General features: G+C 40.2%; 16 protein-coding genes. 5 read left to right on the top strand and 11 right to left on the bottom strand.

Features of this window, described 5'->3' with window-relative positions:
* Nucleotides 1-253: 253 nt before the first annotated feature.
* From CFT42_RS11495 to pplA, 5 genes are all read right to left on the bottom strand, one after another.
* Nucleotides 254-928: a hypothetical protein gene (locus CFT42_RS11495; RefSeq protein WP_088816188.1), complete on the bottom strand. Its 675-nt coding sequence runs from the start codon at nucleotides 926-928 to the stop codon at nucleotides 254-256.
* Nucleotides 929-1,222: 294 nt separating this feature from the next.
* Nucleotides 1,223-2,020, bottom strand: a complete 798-nt coding sequence (fmnA, locus tag CFT42_RS11490; protein ID WP_088816187.1) for an FAD export ECF transporter transmembrane subunit FmnA — start codon at nucleotides 2,018-2,020, stop codon at nucleotides 1,223-1,225.
* Nucleotides 2,021-2,034: 14 nt separating this feature from the next.
* Nucleotides 2,035-2,997, bottom strand: a complete 963-nt coding sequence (gene menA / locus CFT42_RS11485; protein WP_088816186.1) for a 1,4-dihydroxy-2-naphthoate polyprenyltransferase — start codon at nucleotides 2,995-2,997, stop codon at nucleotides 2,035-2,037.
* Nucleotides 2,998-4,062, bottom strand: a complete 1,065-nt coding sequence (locus CFT42_RS11480; protein WP_088810703.1) for an FAD:protein FMN transferase — start codon at nucleotides 4,060-4,062, stop codon at nucleotides 2,998-3,000. It abuts the gene before it with no gap.
* A 134-nt stretch (nucleotides 4,063-4,196) separates the two neighbouring features.
* Nucleotides 4,197-5,096, bottom strand: coding sequence for an extracellular electron transfer flavoprotein PplA (gene pplA / locus CFT42_RS11475; RefSeq protein ID WP_088810702.1), 900 nt, complete (start codon nucleotides 5,094-5,096; stop codon nucleotides 4,197-4,199).
* A gap of 436 nt (nucleotides 5,097-5,532) precedes the next feature.
* Here pplA and CFT42_RS11470 point away from each other — a divergent pair, with 436 nt between their 5' ends.
* The 5 genes from CFT42_RS11470 (at nucleotide 5,533) to CFT42_RS11450 (ending at nucleotide 10,905) form a co-directional block, all read left to right on the top strand.
* Nucleotides 5,533-7,422 carry an FAD-dependent oxidoreductase gene (locus CFT42_RS11470; protein ID WP_088810701.1) on the top strand — a complete coding sequence of 630 codons (1,890 nt, stop codon included), beginning with the start codon at nucleotides 5,533-5,535 and terminating at the stop codon, nucleotides 7,420-7,422.
* 126 nt (nucleotides 7,423-7,548) lie between these two features.
* Nucleotides 7,549-7,977, top strand: coding sequence for a NusG domain II-containing protein (locus tag CFT42_RS11465; protein WP_088816185.1), 429 nt, complete (start codon nucleotides 7,549-7,551; stop codon nucleotides 7,975-7,977).
* A 28-nt stretch (nucleotides 7,978-8,005) separates the two neighbouring features.
* On the top strand, nucleotides 8,006-8,563 hold the full coding sequence (gene eetB / locus CFT42_RS11460; protein WP_088810699.1) for a flavinylation system FAD exporter subunit EetB: 558 nt from the start codon (nucleotides 8,006-8,008) through the stop codon (nucleotides 8,561-8,563).
* The gene (locus tag CFT42_RS11455; RefSeq protein WP_088810698.1) at nucleotides 8,563-9,543 is read left to right on the top strand and encodes a polyprenyl synthetase family protein; all 981 of its coding nucleotides are present in this window, start codon (nucleotides 8,563-8,565) and stop codon (nucleotides 9,541-9,543) included. Before eetB ends, CFT42_RS11455 begins: the two co-directional genes overlap by 1 nt.
* 51 nt (nucleotides 9,544-9,594) lie before the next feature.
* Entirely contained in the window at nucleotides 9,595-10,905 is a 1,311-nt protein-coding gene (locus CFT42_RS11450) for a metallophosphoesterase (protein ID WP_088816184.1), read from the top strand.
* 113 nt (nucleotides 10,906-11,018) lie between these two features.
* On the opposite strand, the gene CFT42_RS11445 is transcribed toward CFT42_RS11450, so the two are convergent.
* The 6 genes from CFT42_RS11445 to rpsL form a co-directional block, all read right to left on the bottom strand.
* On the bottom strand, nucleotides 11,019-12,317 hold the full coding sequence (locus CFT42_RS11445; protein WP_088816183.1) for a LysM peptidoglycan-binding domain-containing protein: 1,299 nt from the start codon (nucleotides 12,315-12,317) through the stop codon (nucleotides 11,019-11,021).
* 134 nt (nucleotides 12,318-12,451) lie between these two features.
* Nucleotides 12,452-13,456, bottom strand: a complete 1,005-nt coding sequence (locus CFT42_RS11440; RefSeq protein WP_088810695.1) for a DUF4003 family protein — start codon at nucleotides 13,454-13,456, stop codon at nucleotides 12,452-12,454.
* 101 nt (nucleotides 13,457-13,557) lie between these two features.
* Nucleotides 13,558-14,745, bottom strand: coding sequence for an elongation factor Tu (gene tuf / locus CFT42_RS11435; protein WP_088810694.1), 1,188 nt, complete (start codon nucleotides 14,743-14,745; stop codon nucleotides 13,558-13,560).
* A gap of 135 nt (nucleotides 14,746-14,880) precedes the next feature.
* Nucleotides 14,881-16,968, bottom strand: a complete 2,088-nt coding sequence (fusA, locus tag CFT42_RS11430; RefSeq protein WP_088810693.1) for an elongation factor G — start codon at nucleotides 16,966-16,968, stop codon at nucleotides 14,881-14,883.
* A gap of 78 nt (nucleotides 16,969-17,046) precedes the next feature.
* The gene (rpsG, locus tag CFT42_RS11425) at nucleotides 17,047-17,517 is read right to left on the bottom strand and encodes a 30S ribosomal protein S7 (RefSeq protein ID WP_088810692.1); all 471 of its coding nucleotides are present in this window, start codon (nucleotides 17,515-17,517) and stop codon (nucleotides 17,047-17,049) included.
* Between the two features lie 38 nt (nucleotides 17,518-17,555).
* The gene (rpsL, locus tag CFT42_RS11420) at nucleotides 17,556-17,975 is read right to left on the bottom strand and encodes a 30S ribosomal protein S12 (RefSeq protein ID WP_007474870.1); all 420 of its coding nucleotides are present in this window, start codon (nucleotides 17,973-17,975) and stop codon (nucleotides 17,556-17,558) included.
* Between the last annotated feature and the right edge of the window lie 189 nt (nucleotides 17,976-18,164).

Here is an 18,164-nt window from a genome sequence, read left to right as displayed (position 1 = left end):
GGGCAGACGGATGCCTACTCATTTGCACTTTATCTATTATACACGTGTTGAGACTTGTAATCAACCGCTTTTTGAAAAAAGTTTGACTTTCTTTTCATTGTAAAAACAGGCGTTCGTTTCTTTCTTGTTTTTTAATAAACTATTGGCGCGAAGTAATTGCTTGCTCCGCACAAATTAAGGCCGGCCAAAACGGTGAAGGGAGTTAAAAAAAGAGCCTATATGGCTCTTTTCGCGGAGTTTGGGCAATTATTTTTTATAAACCGAAAGAATCCATGACGTTAAAAGTTGTTTTGGCATCATTATCACTACCAAATAATAGATTCCAGTTAATCAGATTTACGTTTTGTACATTTTGTCCCATGAAGCGATATTTTGTCGTCTCATTTGCTTTTGGAATATGCATACCCGTTTCGTTAATCACTTTTCCAAGGTCAATATCTACATCTACTAAGATACGAGATTCTACAATATAGGAGAAACGCGGATTTTTAAAGATTAGAGTATTATCTTCTATAGAAAAGTCTTGTTGCATATATTTGTAACTTTTCATTGTGATTCCCGTTGCTTTTTGTCTGAATTTCGCCGTTACTGCTTTTTTGAAAGAATCCGTTTTACTGATTTCTTCAAATTCTTGCGGTAATTTTAGCGTATAGTAGGTTTGGTCGGCAACTCCCCCGCCAAAACCATACTGTGCGTAATAATTTAAGGACAATACTCCTGTCGCATTATTTTTAGCATCGTAGCTAATTCCTGATTTCGCTGCGGTTCCTTTAATTTTTAGCGATCCACGCTCATAAACTGATATCCCTCTAGCTTGAATCATCTCGTTATCTGAAGCTAGGGCTGTTCCAGCCGGTGAACCCGCCACTATCATACCCGCAATTAAGCATGGCGTTACTATCGTCTTTGCTAATTTTTTCTTATCCATCTTTTATTTGACACTCCTCATTCTTATATTCCTTACTCCGCCAAAACATTATACTTTAAACCTATATAGGTGTAAATATACCCTATTTTTCAGATTATTTTTCAGATTTTTATGTAATTGTACAAAGAATGTTCATAAAGCTGTTGTTTTTGGAGTTTTGCGCTATAGCTAAAAAGTTGTTTTACATATAAGGTATACTTAAAATCATGCTATAAAACACAATCGTATTTGGATTTGAACTCAATTTTCGCAAAAAAAATCTAAAAATCTTCAAAAAGTGAAGATTTTTAGATTTTAAGTACGCAATACAATTAGCATGGCTGTCAATAAAATAAGAACAAACAATGCGATTAAATCATTGAGATGGAAATGGAGAATTTTAAATCGCGTCCTACCTTTATCTCCTTGATAGCCGCGAACTTCCATAGCGTCTGCTAATTCTTCGGCCCGGTTGAATGAGCTGACAAATAATGGGATAAAGATGGGGACGACGACTTTCATTTGCTCAAACAAATTGCCTTCACCAAATTCGACTCCGCGTGCGCGCTGAGCTTTCATAATTTTATCCGTTTCTTCCATTAAAGTTGGAATAAATCGCAGAGCAACGGATAACATGAGCGCGATATCTTGAACTGGCATTTTAACATATTTAAAAGGTTGTAATAGATACGCAATTGCGTCGGTTAAGTCCATTGGCGTTGTCGTGAGTGTAATCGCTGTTGATAAAATAATGATGAGCGTAAAACGAATGAATACATAAATACCATTTATAATACCAAAAGAAGAAATGACGAATGGACCGAAATCTAAATAAATCGTACCGCCACTCGTGAACAGCATTTGCATCATGACTGTAAACAGAATTAGCCAAATGAGCGGCTTGACACCTTTTATAAAAACTTTGATTTTAATGCCCGTCATCGTAATAACCATGAGCGTAAATAAAATCATAAGCGCATAAGTTTGGATGTTATTCGCTAAAAATAGAATGCCGATGAAATAAAAACCTGCTAGCAATTTCGTTCGCGCATCTAACGCGTGGATAAGCGATTGACCAGGAACAAAACGACCAAATATAAGTTTGTCTATCATTTTCGCCCTCTCCTTTAGTGCGTGAAATAAACGATGCCAACACTAAGCGCCATCAAGACGGTTAACGATGCGTTAATCATCACAAAATTTTTAATGCCAATAACAAACGTTTTCGCTTTCACCTGCTCTTGATTGAATTTTTTCAAATTGTTGTAAACTGGTAGGATTACGATAAGCGAAAGCAGCATGACTGGGTGCAGGTATCCAAGCAGGACGGCTACTACTACGGCTAAAAACGACGCGTAATAAAGCACGTTGAACAAGAGAACCCCCATTTTTCTTCCAATATAATAAGGAAGTGTATAGCGATGGTTGCAAATGTCTTCATCGAGATCGCACAAGTTATTCGCGAGCATGATGTTTCCGATTGTGAAAATGCACGGTAGTGAAACGACGGCGATTTGAATAATTTCGAGCAGGTTGAAGCGAATGTTGATCCACTCGCCTTGCCAGATGAGATTGGCAATTCCTGCGTCAAACGCGTTCACATAAATGGCGAGGAAAAAAATGCCGAACCCCATCGTCACGCCGGAAAAAATTTCGCCAAGCGGCATGCGCGATAGCGGCACAGGACCGAACGTGTACAAAATCCCGATGCAGAAACATACAAAACCGATTAGGAGGACGAGCAAGTCGGTTCTAAAAACGAGCCAAATACCTAGCCCTGTTGCGATGAAAAACATCGCAAAAATTAAAATGATGACCGTAAGTTCCGGAATTTCCTTTTGTCCAATTATATTACTTGTTTTGCGAAAATCATAGTCGTGATTATTTGTTGCTTTGCGGTAGTCCATATAATTATTAATGGCCGTTGTTGTTAAATCAAAAATCAGCATTGCGAGGAAGAAAATAATGGTATTTTGCCAGTTGAACACTTGATACTCATAAAGCACGTATAACGTCCCAAGCATAAATGGATATACGCTTGCAATTTTCGTGCGGATTTCAACCAGTTCTAAAAACGTCCGAAACGACAATTATTTCTCCCCCTTTCCATCTAGCTCGGCCATTTTAAACGCCTTATCAGTAAGTTCAAATTTATCTTTTAAGCCATCTGTGACATACACTTGCTTATCTTTCGTTACGAAAATCGCTTCCACATCTTTAAATGAATCGACATATGCCATACCATCTTTGACGCCTTTCATGAAGACGGCGGTGGAAAGTCCATCACCATCGATTGATTTTTTCGAAACGATGCTAACACCTGCCAGTTCATTGTTGCACGGGTAACCTGTGAACGGGCTTAAAATGTGGTGATACTTCACCCCGTCAACTTCCAAATAGCGCTCATAAATGCCGGAGGTTACGACCGAAATATCCGAACCAGGCAGCTTCCCAATTGTTTGTCCGCGAGTTTCAAACGGATTTTGAATACCAATCGTCCAGTTGCCACCTTTTGGATTGTCGCCGCGCACAAAAATATTGCCGCCTAAATCAATGATCGCAGATGTTACGCCCTCGCCTTTCATGACCTTGTTTACCTCATCAGCAATATAGCCTTTCGCAATACCACCAAGATCAAGCGCCATGCCTTTTTCAGGCAAATAAATGGTTTGTTCTTCCTTGTTCATTTCAACTTTCTTATAGTCAATTAGCGGTAAGACAGCTTGAATTTCAGCTTCTGTTGGTTTTTTGGCATCTGAAAAACCGATGTGCCATAAATCCGTTAATGGTCCTACCGTAATATCAAAATCGCCGTCAGAAGCTTTGCTGTATTTAATACCTTCTTCAACAAGATAAAACATATCTGATGTCACTTTAACTGGTTTTATCCCTGCATTTTGATTGACTTTATCAATTTCAGATTTGCCTGCATCACTCGTCGTAATTTCAGCGGCTAGCTTTTTAATGCGTTCAAAGCTCTTGTCAATCGCTTCTTCTTTGCCTTTATCATAGACTTTCAACGTAACGACTGTTCCCATTAAAAATTCCGTTTTCGAATATGGCTGATCGAGCAGCTCGACCTGTTCTTTTTCCCCAGAGCATGCACTTAGTAATAAAATAAAAATAAGTCCTGTTAAAAAAACGATTTTCTTCATGCGCGAACACCTTTCAAACTTTCTATTGCTTCTTACACTATAGCGTAAAATCTGTTCAAACGCTATATTAAAACACCCTTAAAGTTCGCATAAACTTTAAGGGTGTCACTATGTTTTAAGTCAATTGCTAAATCTTATTCTTCTTCAACTTTGTTATACACTTTAATTGTATCAGTGTCACCATTTTGAGCGGCATTTTCAAGTTGTGCAGCGTAAATTCTGAATTGGTTAGAAGAACTTGTAGCACCAGAAACTGTATCTACTTCAGCTGGGCTTTGTTTGTCAACTAAAGATTTGTTTAATGCTGGAATGTATTCTTGTGGACCAGTACCAGATTTCGCTTTCATGTTCTTTTCATAGTCAGCGTCGTCAGTTTTCTTTTGTCCATCTTCGTTTACATAGTTGTAATCAGAAGTTACGATTTTACCATCTTTAACTTCCATAGCGAAGACAGCGCGGTATCCGTGTGCATAGTTTTGTTCTTCAAGGTTATATTTACCATCTTGAAGTTCAGCACCGTTGTTGATAGAAATTGTTGTAGTATCAGCGCGTTGTGCAGCTTGAATTAATTGGTTAGCATAGTTGATGAATGTATCAGAAGAATGAGTTGCTCCTGTTACAATGTCTACACCAGATGCAGATTGCGATTTAACTAATGAATCGCTTAATTGTTTTAAGTATTCTTGAGGGCCTGTACCCACTTTGTCTTTCATTGCTTTTTCATAGTCAGCGTCTTCAGATTTCAATTCGCCGTCTTTGTTTTTATAATCGTAGTTAGCTTTAGTGATTTTACCATCTTTAACTTCGATTGATGCGAAAGCTTTCCAGCCTTTATCATCATAATTTTTTTCTTCTAGTTTGTAAGTTCCATCAGTCATTGTACCATCAGTTTTAGCTTCAGTTTTTTTCGTTTCAGACTGTTTTGGTTCCTCACTAGATTTTTTGTCGGAACTGTTATCGTTCCCACAAGCTACTAATAACATACTGGACGCTGCAACTACTGTAAGGCCCATTGCCACTTTTTTCAATTTCATAATTTGCTCCCACCTTTTGGTTTAATTAAAATGTTTGTGATATCACGAGCAATATAAGATGCACTGCGAAAGCGATATCACGATACATACAAATAATAACATCTAGCACTTAGTTTGTCTAGATTTTTTAAAATTACTTAATTCCATAAATTTTCAAAAAATGACGTTAGACTTATGTTTTGATCCAACTTTGCAGATTTAATTGTATATAAAAAACAAAATAGACCTTTCACCTACATAAAACGAGGAGTTTTTAACCATAAAAATTGGCTTTTTTATAAGAAAGAACTATTTTTATTTTTTATGCACTTATTCCTATATATTGTGTAGACAATCCCCCCTGTTTTCTGTTACACTATGTTAGGTTATTACTATATTTTGGTTATTGAACTAATACTATTTTTGTGAAAAAATAAACAAGGAGTTGAGAAAGCATATGCCTGAAAAAAATATCGTTCTAATAGGGGCAGGGTATGCAGGTGTACATGCAGCTAAGAAATTAGCGAAGAAGTACAAAAAGGATAAAGATGTTAAAATCACGCTTATCGACCGTCATTCGTATCATACGATGATGACTGAATTACATGAGGTTGCAGGTGGACGTGTAGAGCCAACTGCTATTCAGTATGATTTGCGTCGTTTATTCAATCGCACGAAAGTAAATCTTGTTACTGATAACGTGACAAACGTTGACCATGACAAAAAAGTCGTTGTAACAGAACATGGTAGCTATCCGTTCGATTATCTAGTGTTAGGTATGGGCGGCGAACCAAACGACTTCGGTACTCCGGGTGTTGCTGAAAACGGCTTCACATTATGGTCTTGGGAAAATTCCGTTCGCTTGCGCACTCATATTGAAGAAACTGTAACAAAAGCGAGTCGCGAACAAGACGTTGAAAAACGTAAAGCTATGCTTCGTTTTGTTGTTTGTGGTTCTGGTTTCACCGGCATCGAAATGGTCGGCGAATTACTTGAATGGAAAGACCGTCTTGCAAAAGATAACAAAATCGATAAAGACGAAATTGAATTGATGGTTGTCGAAGCTGCTCCAACAATTTTGAATATGCTTGAACGCCGTGATGCTGATAAAGCTGAAAAATACATGGTGAAAAAAGGCATTAAAATTCTTAAAGAAGCTGCAATTGTTGAAGTTAAACCTGAGAGCATCGTTTTAAAATCAGGCGAAGAACTTCCGACACATACTTTAATTTGGACAGCGGGTGTTCGTGCTAACTCCGATACGAAGGATTACGGTATGGAAACAGCTCGTGCTGGACGACTTAAAGTTAACCAATACATGGAAGCTGAAAAATTCGAAAACACTTATGTTATCGGTGACCTTGCTTACTTCGAAGACGAAGAAGGAAAACCAACTCCTCAAATCGTTGAAGCAGCCGAACAAACAGGTATGACTGCTGCGAAAAGCATTATTGCTGAAATCAGCGGCGGACAAAAAGAAGCTTTCCACGGTAAATACCACGGTGTTATGGTTTCCATCGGTGCCAAATACGGCGTTGCTCACTTAGGTAGCATGCATTTATCTGGTTGGTTCGCTATCTTTATGAAACACATGGTAAACTTGTACTACTTCTTCGGGATTCGCAGCGGTTACTATATGTGGCAGTATATCGTCCATGAGTTCTTCCACATTCGCGATCATCGTAACATTTTCCGTGGCTGGACTTCACGTTACGGAAACGTACTTTGGAGCTTACCACTACGTATTTATCTTGGTTGGTTCTGGGTTGATGAAGCACTTGCAAAAATTTATGGTGAAAGCACATGGGACAAAGTTAGCCTTACAAACTTAAAACCATTATTCCAAGGTTTAGGTCCTGATTCTTGGTTGACTGCTGAAACATCGAAAATGCCATTCTCTTGGTTGCAAACTGCAGCAACATCAGGCGCGAGCCAAGCTGCTGGAGATGCAGCTGGTGAAGCGGCGCAAAACGTTACAACTCCAATCTTCAGCCACATGCCTGGTTGGTTTGAATGGATTATGAAAATTATCATGCCAAATCAAGACGTAGCGGTATTTATGCAAAAAGTAGTTCCTTTCGTGGAATTAGCCATTGGTCTTGCACTTGTTGTTGGTCTATTTACTTGGTTAGCAAGTATCGGAAGTATCGGTTTCCTAGCTATGTTCACATTAAGCGCTATGCTTGGTTGGGACAAATTCTGGGCGCTACCTGCTTCTATCGCCATGTTAAACGGTGCTGGACGCACATTTGGTTTAGACTACTGGGTTGTTCCTTGGTTCCAAAAACACCTAGGCCACTGGTGGTATGGTAAACCTCGCGCTATTTATCGCGATTCAGGCAAATAACGATACGATTTCGAGATAAGCGAGAGGCTCGTCCTTTCGCTTATCTTTTCTTTTCATTTAAGGTATATTTTTTATACGAAATCCTTTACAATAAGGTTAGAAAAAATGTTTAGAGGGGGCAAAGATGTGAAACCATATTTAAAAATGATTCGTCGCTTTGATGTTATTATCGTTATTACGCTTAGTCTGCTCTCTTTTCTGCCTCTAGCTATTTTTTCTTATGTGCAAGCAAATGCGCCAAATAACGGGGCGAATAAAACGCTTGTAGCGGTTATTACGGTAGACGGGAAAGAATATAAGCGCGTTGATTTGACGGGGCACTCTGGAACAGATACTTTTACGGTTACGCAAGAAGATGGCGACTACAATACTATTGAAGTTAAAGATGAAAAAATCAGGATTAGCAAGGCGAATTGTGGGGATCAAGTTTGTGTCCGCACAGGCGCGGTTGGGAAACTAGGCGAAACGATTGTTTGTTTGCCGCATAAGTTGGTCATTGAGGTTAAAGCGACTGACGGGACATCAAATGATGACGACATGATTATTTCTTCTTAATTTTTATAAAAAAGGATTGTGAATTTTGATGACTAAAAATAAACGCCTTGTTTATATAGCGCTTTTGGCGGCTCAAGCGGTTGTCATTAGCTTGCTAGAACGAGCGATTCCTTTTCCGTTTGCTTTTGCGCCTGGCGCTAAACTGGGGTTATCGAATATTATAACGTGTATTTCACTTTATACGTTATCGACGAAAGATGCTTTTATGATTGTCTGTATTCGTCTTGTGCTTTCGACGCTTTTAGGCGGGACAATTTCGACGTTTTTATATAGTGCGGCGGGGGCTTTACTTAGTTTCGTGGGCATGTGGGCGGTTCAAAAGCTTGGTCCAAAGCGCGTCAGCATTATTGGCGTGAGTACGACTGGCGGGATTTTGCATAATGTTGGTCAACTTGTTGTGGCCAGTTGGATTGCTGGATCGTGGAATGTTATGCTTTATTTGCCGGTACTTTCGTTTATTGGGATTTTATCGGGGATTGCAATTGGGATTGCAGCAAACTATTTACTTCAGAATGTGCAAACATTGCGCACGTTTTTCGATGCTAAACAAGAACGCGCTTTAATAAATAAAAAAGGAGTTTCATGATGCAACTTCATTCCATGTGGGCTTCGTACCCAGATTTAGAAACTGATTTAAAAGATGTATTAACTACAATTGAAAAAAACATTCAAATTCGCGACAAGCGTGTTAACCAAAATGTAAAATCACTGATTCATGCGGGCGGTAAGTTGCTTCGTCCGGCATATGCACTTTTGATGGCAGAAATTGGGCCGGATTACGAACGCGAACGGGCGGTTTCGGTTGCGGCAGCACTTGAAGTTTTGCATATGGCTACGCTCATTCATGATGACGTGGTAGACGAGTCGCCACTTAGACGCGGGGAGCCTACGATTCATTCTCGCTACGGGAACCATTACGCGGTTTATACAGGAGATTATTTATTTACGGTTTGCTTTAAAATTTTGTCGAAGCATTCGGATTCATTGCAAAACATTGAGTTTAGCAGTCGCAATATCGAGAAGATTTTGATGGGCGAGCTGGATCAAATGCGAATGCGCTATAATCTTGATGTGTCGGTGAAGGAGTATTTATCGCGGATTTCTGGGAAAACGGCGCAACTTTTTGCGCTTAGCTGTTATTCTGGTGCGACAGCGAGTAAGGCTCCACGAAAAATGGCGATAAAAGCTTGGAATATTGGGCACTATTTGGGGATGGCTTTCCAAATTATTGATGATGTTCTGGATTATACGAGTACTGACTCGGGGCTTGGGAAACCGGTTTTAAACGATGTTTTGCAAGGTGTTTATTCGCTCCCGCTTATTTATGCGATGCGCGGACAAAAAAATGAGTTTGAACCTTTGCTCTCTAAAAAAGAAGCGATGACTGATGACGATTTGAAGGCGCTTCTCGAATTAATCGAAAAACATGAGGGTGTTGAAAAAGCGTTTGATTTAGCGCAAAAATACACGAAAAAAGCGCAAAAAGAAATTTCGAAATTGCCAGACGGGGCCTATAAAACGACGCTTGAGCGTTTGACGAGCGAAATTTTAACGCGGAAAATTTAATTTTTTCTGCACACATGTGTTTGTGAATTGTTTTTCAAAGGAGGAATTAGCATGAAACGTTTCAGTCTTCTTTTTATTTTACTTTTTACATGCGCCTACCTTTCTGCATGTTCATCTGGCGAAGCAACAGAAACGATTAAGCCGGTGAAAGATAAGACGGATATTTCCATTCGGGTCGCAACGGACGTTCATTATTTGGCGCCTGAATTAACCGATTTTGGCGAGGCTTTCAAAACGTATGTAGCTTCTGGTGATGGCAAGGCGCTTCAAGTGAGCGATGAAATGACCGATGCCTTTTTGGCTGATGTGTCAAAAGACCAGGCGGATATTTTGATTTTGAGTGGCGACTTAACGAATAACGGGGAACGGAAAAGCCATGAGAACTTGGCGAAGAAGCTTGAAAAAGTTGAGAAATCTGGTACCGATGTTTACGTCATTCCAGGCAATCACGACATTAATAATCCGTGGGCACGGAGTTTCAAAGCGGATAAGCAGTACAAAACGGACAGCATCACACCCGAGGAATTCGCAAAAATTTACGAGAATTTCGGCCTAAAAGAGGCGGTTTTAAAGGATAAATTTTCTCTTAGTTATTTGGCGCCTGCTTCAAAAGATGTCTGGCTACTTATGCTTGATACGAACCATTATAAGAGCAATATGCAGCTTGGCTCACCGCAAACTGATGGCGGCTTAACGACGGGGACGCTTGAATGGATTAAAGAGTGTGCTGATTTAGCGAAGGCGAATAATGTAAAAATCGTTCCGGTGATGCACCACAATTTAATGAATCATAGCGAAATTCTGCAACAAGGTTATACGATTAATTATGCAGAGGACGTCCAAAATGCGTTCAAGAAAGCGAATTTCACATTTGCACTAAGCGGGCACATTCATACTCAAAACATCGCGACTGACGGCAAACTCACAGATATTACAACAAACGCGCTTTCTGTCTACCCACATAAGTACGGAAAAATCACTTATTCGGGAGAAAAGGCTCTTTTTAATTATCAAACGGGGAAAGTTAATTTAGAGGAATACGCCAAACAAAATAATCTGACGAGCGATAAATTCCTTTCTTTCAACCAAAAAGATTATGATCAGTTTTATTTAAATGGTTACGGAAAAGCGATGGAGGACCTCGCAACGAGCGACGATTTTGACAGCTATTCTGAGCAAGAAAAAGAGGCGATGGCCGATACGATGGCGCTAAACAATCTCTCTTATTTTGCTGGTGTTGCACCGCCAAAATCGGACGGGTTAAAACTATGGCAAAGCGCGCCAAATAGTTTCCTGAAGAAGTACGTTATCAGCACAAGTGGCGCACCGAAACGGTCGAATGATGAGTGGACTGGGAAATGATTAATCATTATGCCTCTTCGTCACAGGCCATTTTAGATGGTGACAGCTTCATCAGATGAATAAAAATCGAGCAGAAATTGCCTTTTCTGCTCGATTTTCTTATATTCAATTGGTTATTTCCGTCTTAGCAGAAGCCCGCCAGTTCCGAGCATTAATAATCCGGATAGGCTTATGAGAAGGCCTGCGCTATCTCCTGTATGTGGCAGCGAAATGGTGGTTTGGTTTTCGATGCGCACAATTAATTTTTGCCCAACGTAAACGTTTTCGCTCGGCAAATTGTTCCACATCATTAGTTGTTTTGGCGTCGTTTTAAAGGAAGTTGCGATACTTTTTAGCGTGTCGCCTTTTTTTACTTCATAGTAGTAAATCTTTTCACCGTTTTTCTCCACAGTAGTAGTTGGTGGTTCGGTTGTGGCTTCTTCCATGTTAGGTGTTGGTGTTACTTCTGGCTTTGGTTCTGGGGTAGACGTTGGTGGCGGTGTTGCTTCGCCCCCGCCTTTCCCGCCGTTACTATAATCATTCACGGTTGAGTTTCGGGAGTAAATTTTAATGTTATCGCCGTATAACGTTGCATTGTTTTTATAACTTGTCTGGCCGCCGTTCACCTTCGTTTGATACGTGATGACAACCGATTGCTTGCTGAGCGACCCGACATCAATGCGGAAAGCTCGGTTTTGCACGTTTACTGTCTGCGTATATGTTGCCACTACTTTTTTATTTTCATCGCGATAACGTACTTGTACAGGGTTGATTAGCTCATGTCCCGGGCCAATCGTATCGATTACATAGCCGTTCTCAATGTCAAGCAGCGCATTATTAACTGTCACCGTCCAATTGATTCGGTCCGGCTGCTTCGTGTCGATGCGTCCTTGCTTGTAAATGACAGAAGTCCCCTCACTACTGCCACCACTTGTTGTATCTTTGACTAAAACGGATTTCACGACAGCCTCGTTTTGAACTGGGAAGGTCAGCTGATTCTCGCTACCCAATTGGATTTTTTCAACATTGAATTTCGCCCAAAAAAACATACTTCCTTGAATATTTTGATGCGTTTCAACAAAATTAGTAAACGTTAGTGTTATCATTCCCGTTGTAGAGTTCGTCTCCGCTAGCGCAACCACATTCCCCTCTGAATCCTTCAATTGAAACGGCGCATAACTTACCATAGTCAGCTGTTCCGGCAGCGCGATCGTCATTTGATCCCCCGTATGCACTTGCTGGTTCACCTTAAAGTCATACACCACTTTCACCTTATCCGTTTTGCGGAATTCTGAGCTTTCTTTGCCTGAAACATTTTCTAAGCTCACATTTGTAAAAAATTGCGACCCATAATCTACCGCCGCTTGCGCACGAAATGGTAGAACAATTCCTATAAGTAAAATAAGAATCGCAACATAAAAAAGCTTTTTCATCTAAAGTCCTCCTTTATTCAGTGATTGCGCCACCTCCTATTAGTTCCCAAAGTAGGACACAACAAAACCTGTTCAGTATTGAACAGGTTTTGTTTGTAGAAAACGTATACTAGACTTATGACAACGGGTTTAATTTAATTACTCGAACTATTTGCTGCTGCAGCGCTAGCCGCCGCGGCTGCGGCCGCTGCACTTGCTTGCTCAATGGCAATTAAGACGTGCACACTGACCATTAAATTTTCAATTTGCGCTTGGTTCATTTTTCCAGTCACTTCTTCAGTATACAGACTAAGCGCAAGTGCCGTATAAAATGTTTTTCCGAAAAACTTTAATCCCGAAACTTGGCTAAGCTCTGAAACGAGTTCGAAAAAGTGCGCATCCAGTTTAGCCCCGTCATTTACATACGCTAAAATTCCAATGGTATTATAGTATAGTTCCTTCACTTTAATCCCTTTTTTGTCCAGCTCATTTAAAAGCGTTCTGACACGCGTCACAAATATGCGATCCTTTTTACCATAAAGTAGGGCTGCTGTTGCCGCAAGCGCCTGCAAGCCATTGTTTTTATGGAAATCCAAGTCCGCAAACTCTTGGAAATAAAACTCTACAATGTCAGCAATTTCTTGCGCCGAGAGCGAGGTATCAAGCGATGCTAGCATCACACTTGCCGTTGCATCTTCTGGTCCGGTTAAAAAAGGATGAAATTTTTTGAGGCATGTATAAATTTCCTTCGCCCGTTTTGCTGTCGCTACACTATCCGCATTCTCCTGTTTCAAAAGTAAATATGCCGCAAAATAGGTGAACTCTGACCTGCCAAATTTCACCTCAACCAGTTCGCGGTAATGCTGAATGAGGCGCAACACATCCGACCTATCATCGGTTCCATCGGCTACTAAAAGCCCCGCTAGCGACGCCCGAACATTTCCATTCAGGGCGGTAAAAAAGCCTAATTCAGATTTTATCGCGCGGTCCGCGGCAAAAAATCGTTCTGCATCGACTAACTCATTTTTCCCCGTAAAAAGTCTTGCGATTAAAAAACGAATTCGTTTATCTACAAAGTTTACTTTACTTTTCCGAATCCGTTCATAGTTTTCGGAAAGCAGTTGTGTTAATTCATCTACATAACTTAATTCATTTGCCAATTCGCTACACTCCTTTATCTTGCATCCATAATAAGTATACCAATTTTAGACGTAAAAAAACCAGCGGAACTATTGTCCCGCTGGTTTTAAGTTATTGTTAATTATTTTTGAATGCTGGAAACAACGCCAGCTCCTACAGTACGTCCACCTTCACGGATAGAGAATTTAGTACCGTCTTCAATCGCGATTGGCGCGATTAGTTCAACAGTTAATTCTACGTTATCGCCAGGCATAACCATTTCAGTACCTTCTGGTAAAGTAACGATACCAGTTACGTCAGTTGTACGGAAATAGAATTGTGGACGGTAGTTATTGAAGAATGGAGTATGACGTCCACCTTCTTCTTTAGATAAAACATAAGTTTCAGCTTTGAAGTTCGTGTGTGGAGTAATCGAACCTGGTTTAGCTAATACTTGACCACGTTGGATATCTTCACGCGCAACACCACGAAGCAATGCACCAATGTTATCGCCAGCTTCTGCATAATCAAGAAGCTTACGGAACATTTCTACACCTGTAACAGTTGTTTTGGAAGTTTCAGTTTCGATACCGATGATTTCGATTTCATCACCAACACGAACTTCACCACGCTCAACACGTCCAGTTGCAACTGTACCACGACCAGTGATAGAGAATACATCCTCAACTGGCATCATGAATGGTTTAGCTTTATCACGTTCTGGAGTTGGGATATAAGAATCTACTGCATCCATTAATTCGTAGATTTTTTCTTCCCAAGCTGCGTCACCTTCAAGAGCTTTAAGAGCAGAACCTTTAATTACAGGAATATCGTCACCAGGGAATTCGTATTCAGATAATAGATCACGAACTTCCATTTCAACTAATTCTAATAATTCTTCATCATCAACCATGTCGCATTTGTTTAAGAATACAACGATGTAAGGAACACCTACTTGACGAGAAAGTAAGATGTGCTCACGAGTTTGTGGCATTGGGCCATCAGCAGCAGATACTACTAAGATCCCACCGTCCATTTGTGCAGCACCAGTGATCATGTTTTTAACATAGTCAGCATGTCCTGGGCAGTCAACGTGTGCATAGTGACGGTTTTCAGTTTCGTACTCTACGTGTGCTGTAGAGATTGTGATTCCACGTTCGCGTTCTTCTGGAGCACCATCAATTTGGTCATATGCAGAAGCTTGTGCAAAACCTTTTTTAGATAAAACAGTAGTGATAGCTGCTGTTAAAGTAGTTTTACCATGATCGACGTGTCCAATTGTACCAACGTTAACATGGGGTTTAGAGCGGTCAAATTTTTCTTTTGCCATTTTATAAAATCCTCCTCAATGTTTGAAAAAATGATATTTAAGTCACTAAATGAAATTCATTTAGTAGATACTTCTAACTAATGTTATACAAGAAATCGAGCAAAAATGCAATTCATTGCGTTAAATCAGAAGAGATTAATCTTCGTCTTTATTTCCACCGTTTTTCTTGATAATGTCTTCTGCAATAGATTTAGGAACTTCTTCGTAGTGGTCAAATTGCATTGTGTAAGTACCGCGACCTTGAGTTGCAGAACGTAAGTCAGTTGCATAACCGAACATTTCAGCAAGTGGAACGAAAGCACGAACAACTTGAGCGTTTCCGCGAGCTTCCATACCATCTACACGTCCACGACGGCTTGTGATGTTACCCATGATATCACCAAGATATTCTTCTGGGATAACAACTTCAACAGACATGATTGGTTCTAAAATAACTGGATCACATTTTTTAGCAGCATTACGAAGCGCCATGCTTGCAGCTACTTTAAATGCCATTTCGTTGGAGTCAACGTCATGGTAAGATCCATCATATAGTTTTGCTTTGATATCAATTAACGGATAGCCTGCAAGTACACCATTATCTAGTGCGCCTTCAAGACCTGCTTGGACAGCTGGAATGTATTCACGTGGAACAACCCCACCGACAATTGCATTTTCAAATTCAAAACCTTTACCTTCTTCGTTAGGAGCGAATTCAATCCAAACGTGACCATATTGACCACGACCACCAGATTGACGAACGAATTTACCTTCGACTTGTGCTGATGTGCGGAATGTTTCACGGTAAGATACTTGAGGCGCACCTACGTTAGCCTCAACCTTGAATTCACGTTTCATACGGTCAACAAGGATATCTAAGTGAAGCTCACCCATACCGGAGATGATAGTTTGTCCAGTTTCCGTATTTGTTTCAGTACGGAAAGTTGGATCTTCCTCTGCTAATTTAGCAAGAGCTTGACCCATTTTATCTTGGTCAGCTTTTGATTTAGGCTCAATCGCAACCGAGATAACTGGTTCTGGGAATTCCATAGATTCTAAGATAATTTGGTTCTTTTCATCACATAGAGTGTCCCCAGTTGTAGTATCTTTAAGACCTACAGCTGCAGCGATGTCACCAGAGTAAACGATATCGATTTCCTCACGGTGATTGGCGTGCATTTGTAGGATACGACCTACACGTTCACGTTTACCTTTAGTTGAGTTTTGTACGTAAGAACCAGAGTTCAAAGTACCAGAGTAAACGCGGAAGAAAGTTAAACGACCTACATAAGGGTCAGTCATAACTTTAAATGCTAGAGAAGAGAATGGTTCCTCATCACTTGCATGACGTTCAGATTCTTCACCATCAGGTAAAACACCTTTGATAGAAGGAACGTCAGTTGGTGCTGGAAGGTAATCGATAACAGCATCAAGCATTGGTTGAACACCTTTGTTTTTAAATGCTGTACCACATACTACTGGATAAAACTCAACTGCAAGTGTTCCTTTACGGATCGCTGCTTTAAGCTCATCTTTCGTAATTTCTTCACCTTCAAGATATTTCATCATAAGTTCTTCATCAAGTTCAGCAACTGCCTCGATTAGTTTACCATGATATTCTTCAGCAAGATCTTTCATATCTTCAGGAATTTCTTTAATATGAGGATCGTTACCTAAATCGTCTTCATAAAATAGTGCATTCATTTCAATTAAATCAATGATACCAGTGAAAGTATCTTCAGCACCGATTGGTAATTGAATTGGATGTGCATTTGCATCAAGACGATCATGTAAAGTGCCTACAGAATATAAGAAATCTGCACCAATTTTATCCATTTTGTTGACGAATACTACACGAGGAACCCCGTAAGTAGTAGCTTGACGCCAAACAGTTTCTGTTTGTGGTTCTACACCAGATTGTGCATCTAGAACCGCAACAGCGCCATCAAGTACACGAAGTGAACGTTCAACTTCAACTGTGAAGTCTACGTGTCCCGGTGTATCGATGATATTTACGCGGTAACCATTCCATTGTGCTGTTGTCGCAGCAGAAGTGATAGTGATACCACGTTCTTGCTCTTGCTCCATCCAGTCCATTTGGGAGGCACCTTCATGCGTTTCACCAATTTTGTGAATACGCCCTGTATAGAAAAGAATACGCTCAGTAGTAGTAGTTTTACCCGCATCAATGTGCGCCATAATACCAATATTACGAGTCTTTTCTAAGGAGAACTCTCTTGCCATGTTTTCTTTCTCCTTCCATAAAACGTTTTTTAGGCGATTAGCCTTTTCGAGTTTAATTTATGCTGATAAAACTTAATATTACCAACGATAATGAGCGAATGCTCTGTTTGCATCTGCCATTTTATGAGTATCTTCACGTTTCTTAACAGAAGAACCCGTATTATTAGCAGCATCCATGATTTCGCGCGCAAGACGAAGTTCCATCGTTCTTTCACCACGAAGACGTGCATAGTTTACTAACCAACGAAGACCAAGAGTAGTACGACGATCTGGACGCACTTCGATTGGAACTTGATAGTTTGCACCACCGACACGACGAGCTTTTACTTCAAGAACTGGCATGATGTTTTTAATCGCTTGATCAAAAACTTCCATCGGATCATTACCAGTTTCTTCTTTAATGATGTCAAAAGCAGCGTATAAAATTGCTTGGGATTTTCCACGTTTACCATCAACCATCATTTTATTAATTAAGCGAGTTACCAATTTCGAATTATAAATAGGATCTGGCAACACGTCACGTTTAGCAACAGGACCTTTACGAGGCATTGGATATCCTCCTTTCATAAGGATAGAATTTTAAAAAATTATTTACTTGCTTTAGGTTTTTTCGTTCCGTATTTAGAACGACTTTGTCCTCTATTTTCAACACCAGCAGTGTCAAGAGCACCACGCACGATATGATAACGTACCCCTGGTAAATCTTTTACACGTCCACCACGAATAAGAACAACACTGTGCTCTTGTAAGTTGTGTCCGATACCTGGGATATAAGCCGTTACTTCGATACCGTTACTTAAGCGCACACGAGCATATTTACGAAGCGCGGAGTTAGGTTTCTTTGGAGTCATTGTACCAACACGAGTACAAACACCACGTTTTTGCGGTGAATTCACGTTAGTAAGTTCACGCTTGAAAGTGTTAAGCCCTTTGTTAAGTGCTGGAGAGTCAGATTTCTTAGATTTAGATTGACGCGGTTTGCGAACTAATTGGTTAATAGTAGGCATTGGATAGGTTCCTCCTTTCTCGGTTTAGTAGTTCCACACATCCAGGTGGTTCATTTTTTCGAAAAAATAAAACTGCTGTAGATGCGTACTACAACATTCATTATTTCAAGACCTCTATAGGTGAGGCACCTTGAATATAGTAACACTTGACGGGTTTCATGTCAAGTGCTTTACGTGAGTTCCTTCTGT

This window comes from Listeria goaensis (assembly GCF_900186125.1).
GTDB classification, from domain to species: Bacteria; Bacillota; Bacilli; order Lactobacillales; family Listeriaceae; genus Listeria; species Listeria goaensis.
This window is presented reverse-complemented; position numbering and strand designations above follow the sequence as displayed.